At 47.8% G+C, this 8,112-nt stretch carries 10 protein-coding genes; 6 read left to right on the forward strand and 4 right to left on the reverse strand.

Annotated features, from left to right (window positions below; translation table 11 throughout):
• Nucleotides 1–96: 96 nt before the first annotated feature.
• The 6 genes from MES37_RS22395 (at nt 97) to mazF (ending at nt 4,595) form a co-directional block, all read left to right on the forward strand.
• A complete protein-coding gene (locus MES37_RS22395) occupies nt 97–948 on the forward strand; it encodes a transposase (protein ID WP_237932679.1) in 852 nt (283 codons plus the stop codon).
• A gap of 287 nt (nt 949–1,235) precedes the next feature.
• Nucleotides 1,236–1,523: a type VI secretion system PAAR protein gene (locus tag MES37_RS22400; protein WP_232886859.1), complete on the forward strand. Its 288-nt coding sequence runs from the start codon at nt 1,236–1,238 to the stop codon at nt 1,521–1,523.
• Between the two features lie 308 nt (nt 1,524–1,831).
• On the forward strand, nt 1,832–3,394 hold the full coding sequence (hpaB, locus tag MES37_RS22405; RefSeq protein ID WP_064547186.1) for a 4-hydroxyphenylacetate 3-monooxygenase, oxygenase component: 1,563 nt from the start codon (nt 1,832–1,834) through the stop codon (nt 3,392–3,394).
• Nucleotides 3,395–3,413: 19 nt separating this feature from the next.
• Nucleotides 3,414–3,920, forward strand: coding sequence for a 4-hydroxyphenylacetate 3-monooxygenase reductase subunit (locus MES37_RS22410; protein WP_064547185.1), 507 nt, complete (start codon nt 3,414–3,416; stop codon nt 3,918–3,920).
• A gap of 97 nt (nt 3,921–4,017) precedes the next feature.
• Nucleotides 4,018–4,263 (forward strand): AbrB/MazE/SpoVT family DNA-binding domain-containing protein, encoded by a 246-nt coding sequence (locus MES37_RS22415; protein ID WP_064547184.1) that lies wholly within the window; start codon nt 4,018–4,020, stop codon nt 4,261–4,263.
• On the forward strand, nt 4,263–4,595 hold the full coding sequence (mazF, locus tag MES37_RS22420) for an endoribonuclease MazF (RefSeq protein WP_237932680.1): 333 nt from the start codon (nt 4,263–4,265) through the stop codon (nt 4,593–4,595). Before MES37_RS22415 ends, mazF begins: the two co-directional genes overlap by 1 nt.
• 91 nt (nt 4,596–4,686) lie before the next feature.
• Here mazF and uspE read toward each other — a convergent pair whose 3' ends face one another.
• The 4 genes from uspE to MES37_RS22440 all read right to left on the reverse strand — a co-directional run.
• Nucleotides 4,687–5,637 (reverse strand): universal stress protein UspE, encoded by a 951-nt coding sequence (gene uspE / locus MES37_RS22425; protein WP_064547181.1) that lies wholly within the window; start codon nt 5,635–5,637, stop codon nt 4,687–4,689.
• A 136-nt stretch (nt 5,638–5,773) separates the two neighbouring features.
• The gene (fnr, locus tag MES37_RS22430; RefSeq protein ID WP_064547179.1) at nt 5,774–6,526 is read right to left on the reverse strand and encodes a fumarate/nitrate reduction transcriptional regulator Fnr; all 753 of its coding nucleotides are present in this window, start codon (nt 6,524–6,526) and stop codon (nt 5,774–5,776) included.
• 200 nt (nt 6,527–6,726) lie between these two features.
• Nucleotides 6,727–7,242 (reverse strand): methylated-DNA--[protein]-cysteine S-methyltransferase, encoded by a 516-nt coding sequence (gene ogt / locus MES37_RS22435; protein ID WP_064547177.1) that lies wholly within the window; start codon nt 7,240–7,242, stop codon nt 6,727–6,729.
• 12 nt (nt 7,243–7,254) lie between these two features.
• Nucleotides 7,255–8,112: AbgT family transporter (locus MES37_RS22440; protein ID WP_237932681.1), on the reverse strand; the 858-nt coding region annotated here is incomplete at its 5' end.

Below are 8,112 nucleotides of genomic sequence, written 5' to 3' on the forward strand. Positions count from 1 at the left end.
GTTTAATTGAGGCCGAATAAAGGGATCGTAGTGTTTCTCTTTTTACTTCTCTTTAATATGTCAATAACCTGTGCTAATGCTGTGGGTGTCATAGTTATGAAATATGGCTACGGAGAAATTTACTGGGGTAAAAAAGCCTTCACGGCCGACCCAATGGTTTATCCATTAAATGAGTCTTCAGCATATGAAAGGCTCATGGGAAAGCAATCTGGTGCTACAATTGCTGATCTCTATCCTAACTATGATATTGGCGAAGCAGAAAATAAACAGAGCCAAAAAGTACGCGCTATAGATGTTTCACTTAAGGTGAGGCAGGCAAGCAGTAATATATTAGTCACCATAACATTCCATAATAAAAGTAATAAGAACTACTTTATCAATGGGCATAGTTTACCCACTGAGACAGGAATAGCCTTCAGTTTGATGTGTGGTTCTTCTTTTTTGATTACAACAAATGATATTAAGCTCGATTATTTAGGACGCTCCTGTGATTTTGGCGATGATCTACGGAATGGTTGGAATATAATTGAACCGGGGAAACACTTCTCTTTTACGGTTCCACTAAATTTTGCATATGAGTTCCTTCCTGGAAAACATCAGTATCAGATTGGATCTCTTGAATATGCTATAGCTACAGAACAGTGGTTTGATGAAAAAATAATGTTTAACACAATGTTCAGAGTATTTGAGATACGTTCAACATGCCCGATCAAAGCAGACCTGCCATTGGTGTTTGAAGAGCGATGGTTATGCCCTCAATATAATGTTGGGGATGGTATTAGGGATGATCTTGAAGATATGGGTTTCAATGGTGATAGTGGTGAATATTATTTTGAGATCAGAACTAACCAGGTTTCCATATCTATTGATGCTGACAAAAATACTTCTTATCATCAATACTTGAAAAAAATACGGGAGAAAAAATATCAAAATATTATGAAGAAATAAACAAAGTTACCATCAGCACACTCCCTTTGATATTAAAGGCGAAGGGGTTCAGGCGAGTTTGTGAAAATGAGATTTTTATATAATCCAATTTACCGTGAGATATCTCACATTTTTCGGTATTGGAGTGATAATGTGGCTTGAGGGGTATAGAATCAAGCATTAATAGATGGTGTGAGAACAATGATCGTGTGAATGAAAGCCATATTGATAGGTAGATGTGGAGCGACCATAAAAAACTAGTCTATTAAATGAGACTCAAAGTTTTACTCACCATAATAAGGATATTTATACCGTTAGCCGCAAAACTGAATGATCAAGGAACTGAACACGATGGTTTTCATTCCACGCCGATAATTGCTGGTTCACCAACAGTATTTATTGATGGTTTACCTGCAGCCCGGTTGGGGGATCCGTTATTTGAGCACAGCAAACCGCCAGATCACCCACCTCATCCTCGCGCTATCTCAAGTGGCTCTGGGACAGTTTTTATAGATGGGATTCCGGCAGCCAGAACAGGGGACAGTATTAGCTGTGGCGGTGTTGTGATTGGGAGTGGGACTGTCAATATTGGTTAAATAGAACCATCCTTACCCTAACTATCTCAAGGCTATCTCTTATATAAAAATCACCCTGGCAATCTGGTCAGGGTGAGATCTGTAAACCTGTGTGATTTTCCGTTTACCCGTGTGTTCAGTTATTTGTTTGATTCCCGCAGACGTTCACCGGTTCCGTGGGGACCCCGATCACAGAACACCATCCCGCCTGAAAAGTACCAGCCATTGACCTAAAAGTCTCTTCACCGAATCGGGTTTAAGAGCTTCAATTAAGAAACAAAAACAAAACATAAATTTAACAAAATCCGATTAATACTGAAGAGGTCACGATGAAACCTGAAGATTTCCGCGCAGACACAAAACGCCCGTTCACCGGTGAAGAGTACCTGAAAAGCCTGCAGGATGGCCGTGAGATTTATATTTACGGTGAGCGTGTTAAAGACGTCACCACCCATCCAGCATTCCGCAACGCGGCGGCATCTGTCGGCCAGTTATATGACGCGCTGCACAAACCTGAGCTGCAAGACTCCCTGTGCTGGAACACCGATACCGGCAGCGGTGGTTACACTCACAAGTTCTTCCGTGTCGCCAAAAGTGCTGATGACTTGCGTCAACAGCGTGATGCTATCGCCGAATGGTCGCGTCTGAGCTACGGCTGGATGGGACGCACCCCGGATTACAAAGCTGCCTTCGGTTGTGCGCTGGGGGCTAACCCGGCGTTCTATGGGCAATTCGAGCAGAACGCCCGCCACTGGTACACGCGTATTCAGGAATCCGGCATGTACTTTAACCATGCCATTGTTAACCCACCGATCGACCGCCATAAATCGGCCGATGAAGTCAAAGACGTTTACATCAAGCTGGAAAAAGAGACCGATGCCGGGATCATCGTTAGCGGGGCGAAAGTTGTCGCGACCAACTCAGCATTGACACACTACAACATGATTGGCTTCGGCTCGGCGCAGGTGATGGGTGAAAACCCTGATTTCGCTTTGATGTTTGTTGCACCGATGGATGCGGAAGGCGTGAAACTTATCTCACGTGCATCTTACGAATTGGTGGCAGGTGCGACTGGCTCACCGTATGACTATCCGCTCTCCAGCCGTTTCGACGAAAACGACGCAATTCTGGTGATGGATAAGGTGCTTATTCCATGGGAAAACGTACTGATTTACCGTGACTTCGATCGTTGCCGTCGCTGGACAATGGAAGGTGGCTTTGCACGTATGTACCCGCTGCAAGCCTGTGTGCGTCTGGCGGTGAAGCTCGACTTTATTACCGCGCTGCTGAAAAAATCGCTCGAATGTACTGGCACCCTTGAATTCCGTGGTGTGCAAGCGGATCTCGGTGAAGTTGTGGCCTGGCGCAATATGTTCTGGGCATTGAGTGACTCTATGTGTTCAGAAGCGACTCCGTGGGTGAACGGGGCATATCTGCCAGACCACGCTGCACTGCAAACCTACCGTGTGATGGCGCCGATGGCCTACGCCAAAATTAAAAATATTATCGAACGTAACGTGACCAGCGGCCTGATCTACCTGCCGTCGAGCGCACGTGACCTGAATAACCCGCAGATTGACCAGTATCTGGCGAAATACGTGCGCGGCTCCAACGGTATGGACCATGTGCAGCGCATCAAGATTCTCAAATTGATGTGGGATGCTATCGGCAGCGAATTTGGCGGCCGCCACGAACTGTATGAAATCAACTACTCCGGTAGCCAGGATGAAATTCGCCTGCAGTGCCTGCGCCAGGCGCAGACCTCCGGCAACATGGACAAAATGATGGCGATGGTCGATCGCTGTCTGTCCGAATACGACCAGCACGGCTGGACGGTTCCGCATCTGCACAACAACGCGGATATTAATCTTCTGGATAAGCTGCTGAAGTAATTCACAGCAGGAGGTCACTATGCAATTAGATGAACAACGTCTGCGTTTTCGCGATGCCATGGCCAGCTTGTCGGCTGCCGTTAATGTGGTCACGACTGAAGGTGAGGCGGGTCGCTGCGGCATTACCGCCACCGCCGTGTGTTCGGTCACCGATACTCCGCCAACAGTGATGGTGTGCATCAACGCGAACAGCGCGATGAACCCAGTGTTTCAGGGTAACGGCAAATTGTGCATAAATGTGCTGAACCACGAACAGGAAGTCATGGCTCGCCACTTTGCCGGGATGACCGGTATGGCAATGGATGAGCGCTTCAGTCTGGTCGGCTGGCAGCGTGGCGCTTTGGCGCAGCCAGTGCTTAAAGGGGCGCTGGCGAATCTGGAAGGGGAAATCCGTCAGGTGCAGACCATCGGCAGCCATCTGGTTTACCTGGTTGAAGTGCAGAATATTTCACTGGGCGAAGAAGGGCATGGATTGATCTATTTCAAACGCCGTTTTCATCCGGTGCTGATGGAGGCGCTGGCGTAAAAAACGAGTCGTCATTTAATGCTAGTATCAGCAATGTTGACCCTTCTAATGATGAGTGATAGCGTATCATCATTGTTGATACTATGAGATCGAAAACATGTCGAAGGTAATAGTGAAAAAATGGGGTAACAGCCCATCCGTACGGCTTCCTGTGGCCATTATGCAAGCGGCATCATTGAATGTGGATGATACCGTTGATATTTCGGTTGAAGACGGCCGTATTGTCATTGTACCGGTGAAAACGAAGGAATATTCCCTTGATGCGCTGTTAGCCGGGATTACTCCTGACAACATCCATGAAAAAGTTGATTTTGGCGCTCCGGTCGGTAAGGAGCTGATCTGATGGTTTCACGTTTTGTACCGGATTCTGGCGATGTTATCTGGATTGATTTTGACCCTGTAGCAGGACACGAACAGGGCGGTAATCGCCCAGCCGTGGTGCTGAGCCCATTTGCATATAATAATAAAGTGGGTTTACTACTCTGCGTTCCCTGTACAACCAAAGCAAAAGACTATCCGTTTGAGGTTGAACTCTCTGGCGAACGTGAAGGCGTAGCCCTGGCCGATCAAATCACATGCGTTGATTGGCGAGCCAGAAAGGTGACAAAAAAGGGAAGCGTTAGTGTTGCCGAACTGGCTGATATAAGGGCTAAAGCAAAAACACTCATTGGATAACATAATGAGTGTTTATATGAAGCTACAACGAAATAATCAGCCTGAAATTAAAAGGCCTGAGCCCGTAGAATACCGAACCCAGGCCAATCAGTTAATCGTCTTCGTCGTCATCCAGTTCTACTGGCGTTTGGTATTCATCAGGTTTGATGACCAGCAAATCGCAACGTAAATGGTCAATGACTTGCTCGGCAGTATTACCGAGGAACGCCGCCGATAGCCCGGTGCGCCCCACAGTACCGAGCACTACAATACCGGCCTGCAAATGCTCCGCGAGATCGGGAATCACTTCTTCAGGTAACCCTTTCTCGACATGAGTCATTTTTTCATCAATAGCGAATTTTTGACGTAACGCTTTCATCGCGACTAAATGCTGGCCGCGAATCGCATCGTTATAAACACTTGGGTCAAAATCGGGGAGTTCGATGGCGATATTAATCGGGGTTATCGGGTAGGCGCCTACCAGGTGAACTTCGGTGTGGTTAACATCGTTGGCGAGGCGAATCGTCTCTTTAACCAACTTCTCATTCAGTGCGTTGTGGTACAGCTCTTCACTTGCCAGATTTACCGCTACAACCGCTCGGCCACCTTCAGGCCATGGCTTTTCATTAACCATCCACACCGGGCATGGGCATTTACGCAGCAAATGCCAGTCGGTTGGGGTGAAAATAACCGCTTCCAGTTTGTCGTGCTGGTGCGTCATTTTCAGCACCAGATCGTGTCCACCGCTAATCACTTCCTGAATAATCGCCTCGAAGGGACGATTATGCCAAACCACTTTAATTTCAATGGGTACGCCCGAATCGATGTAGTACTGCGCTTGTTCTTTAATCCAGGCCGCGCGCTGGCTGATTACGCCTTTGCGCATAGCCGTACGCTCATCAGGCGACAGAAGGGTGGTCATCTCGTAGGAAAAATCATAGATAGGCAGAAAGGCTTTGATCCTGCCCCCAATCCGTTGATGCAGGTAAACAGCACGCCGCAGGGCGGGTTGATCGTCCTGATTGGGATCTATAGCGACTAGCATGTTTTGATATTTTGCCATACAGGTCTCCTTACAACTGCTTAACCACAGTCTGTTAAGTAAGATTAACCTATATGTGCTAATTGAAACAGGTGATAACCCATTGCAGGATCAATAAATCAACAAAATCCATTGATCCTGGTTAGGGAAGCAGAAATCAGGCAACGTTGCGTGACTGACCAGCGAGTTGTGCGAGAATTTCGCTGTTTTCGATGGTGATGTACTTTCCTTTCACCGCCAGCATGCCACTTTTCTGGAAGCGACCTAACAGGCGACTGATAGTTTCAACGGTCAGACCGAGGTAGTTACCGATATCGCCACGCGTCATGGTCAGACGGAATTCCCGAGGGGAGAAACCGCGCTGGGCAAAACGACGTGAAAGGTTATAGATAAATGCCGCCAGGCGCTCTTCTGCATTCTTTTTCGAAAGCAGCAGAATCATATCCTGGTCGCCCTTAATTTCGCCGCTCATCAAACGCATCATCTGCTGGCGCAGGTTGGGCATTTTACCGGACAAATCATCAAGGGTTTCGAAGGGGATTTCGCAGACCATAGAGGTTTCGAGCGCTTGTGCGAAACTTGGGTGCATCCCAGTCCCGATAGCGTCAAAACCTACCAAATCGCCGGCTAAATGGAAGCCCGTAATTTGCTCGTCACCTTGTTCAGTGATGGTGTAGCTCTTAATGGTCCCTGAACGAATAGCGTACAGCGACTTCAGCTCATCACCTGCTTTAAACAGGGTTTGTCCCTTCTGAATAGGCTTCTTACGCTCGATGATATTATCCAGCTGATCAAGCTCATGTTCATTGAGAGTGAAGGGGATGCATAATTGGCTGATGCTGCAATCCTGGCAATGGATAGCACAACCGCCAGACTGAATGCGTCGAATAATTCGCTTTTCAGGGATCATAGATATGCTCGGGCCGTTATATTGATATTGGTCAATTTTAACATCTTTTTCTTAAGCACGTAAGTATGATGAAAGACCATTCAGAATATAACGACTAATAAGATGGGAGATTAAGACGTATCCCATTGAAATTAATGGGACTGTTTATGAAAGTGTATTATTCATGAGCGAATAAAGAATAACCTGCTGCGCACAATTAGCTAAAGCAGCAAATATCCTTCATGACGCAATAACCACTCTTTACGACCCACGCCCCCGGCATAACCTGTCATGGTGCCATTTCTGCCAATCACACGATGACACGGCACCACCACACTCACCGGGTTGGAACCATTCGCCGCACCGACTGCCCGGGCTGCACCTGGCCGCCCAAGTTGCTCCGCTAATTGCCCATAATGCATCACCTGGCCGCATGGGATAGTGCGCAGTGTTTGCCACACTTCCCGCTGAAACGCAGTACCTGCCGTGGCGGTAGGCAACGTTTCAATCACCGCTAAATCACCGTCAAAATAATCGTGCAACTTATCGCTCAACCCATCCGGATTAGCGCAAGCTACGCGCTGATAACCGCTGACACCATAATGAAGCCCCAGTAATTGCACCATTCTGTCGCTATGTTCTTCCCACTCTACGGCGCGCAAATGGTATTGCTCGTCGCAGATAATCCATAGCGGGCCTAATGGCGTCACGATCTTGTCTTCTAACAGTGTCAGCATGCTGTGCTCCGGTTAACTGAGATGCGGGTAAACCCCTGGCCCAATAGGCAAGCCAACAAGATACCACGCTACCAGTAGCAGCAACCAGACAGCCAAAAAGATCAGTGGATAAGGTAAGACGAGAGAGTAATACGTCCCTAATTTGGCATCGGGTTTATAGCGTTGCAGGAAACCTAAGAATAATGGAATAAACGGCGAAACCGGAGCCAACGGGATAACCGAAGAGTCTGCGACACGGAACAGGATTTGTGCAAACGCCGGGTGAAAGCCCAACATCATGAACATCGGCACGAAAATAGGCGCCAGAATAGACCAGATAGCCGAGCCGCTGGCGATAAACATACATAAAAACGACGACAGCAGCGCCAGGCCAAGAAACGCCGGAATGCCATTCAGCCCCGAGCCTTCCAGCACATCGGTCAGTCCGACCGCCATAAACTTGCCCATGTTGCTCCAGTTGAACATCGCAACAAATTGCGCCAACGGGAACACCATCACGATGAAACCGGCCATCTCCTTCATTGGTTCAATCATTAACTGCGGTAAATCCGCCTGCTTGCGTATCTTTTTGGTGGCGATGCCGTAGGCCAGCGAAATGATAAAAAAGAACAGGATAATCAGCGGCACGATCCCGCTTATAAAAGGTGAAGGAATGATGGTGCCTTTCACCGGGTCGCGCAGTAGACCATTTTCCGGCACCAGCAGCAGGGCGATAACCGCCACAAACAGCAATGACACAATCCCAGTAACACGCAAACCAAAGCGTTGTACATCGTCGAGTTGCTGAAGTTTTTCTTTGTTTTCGCCTTGCCAGCTTCCCAAACGCGGCTCGACGATTTTGTCGGTAATCAGCCCACCAACAATTGACAG

The sequence above is a fragment of the Buttiauxella sp. S19-1 genome, assembly GCF_022134725.1.
Taxonomy (GTDB): domain Bacteria; phylum Pseudomonadota; class Gammaproteobacteria; order Enterobacterales; family Enterobacteriaceae; genus Buttiauxella; species Buttiauxella ferragutiae.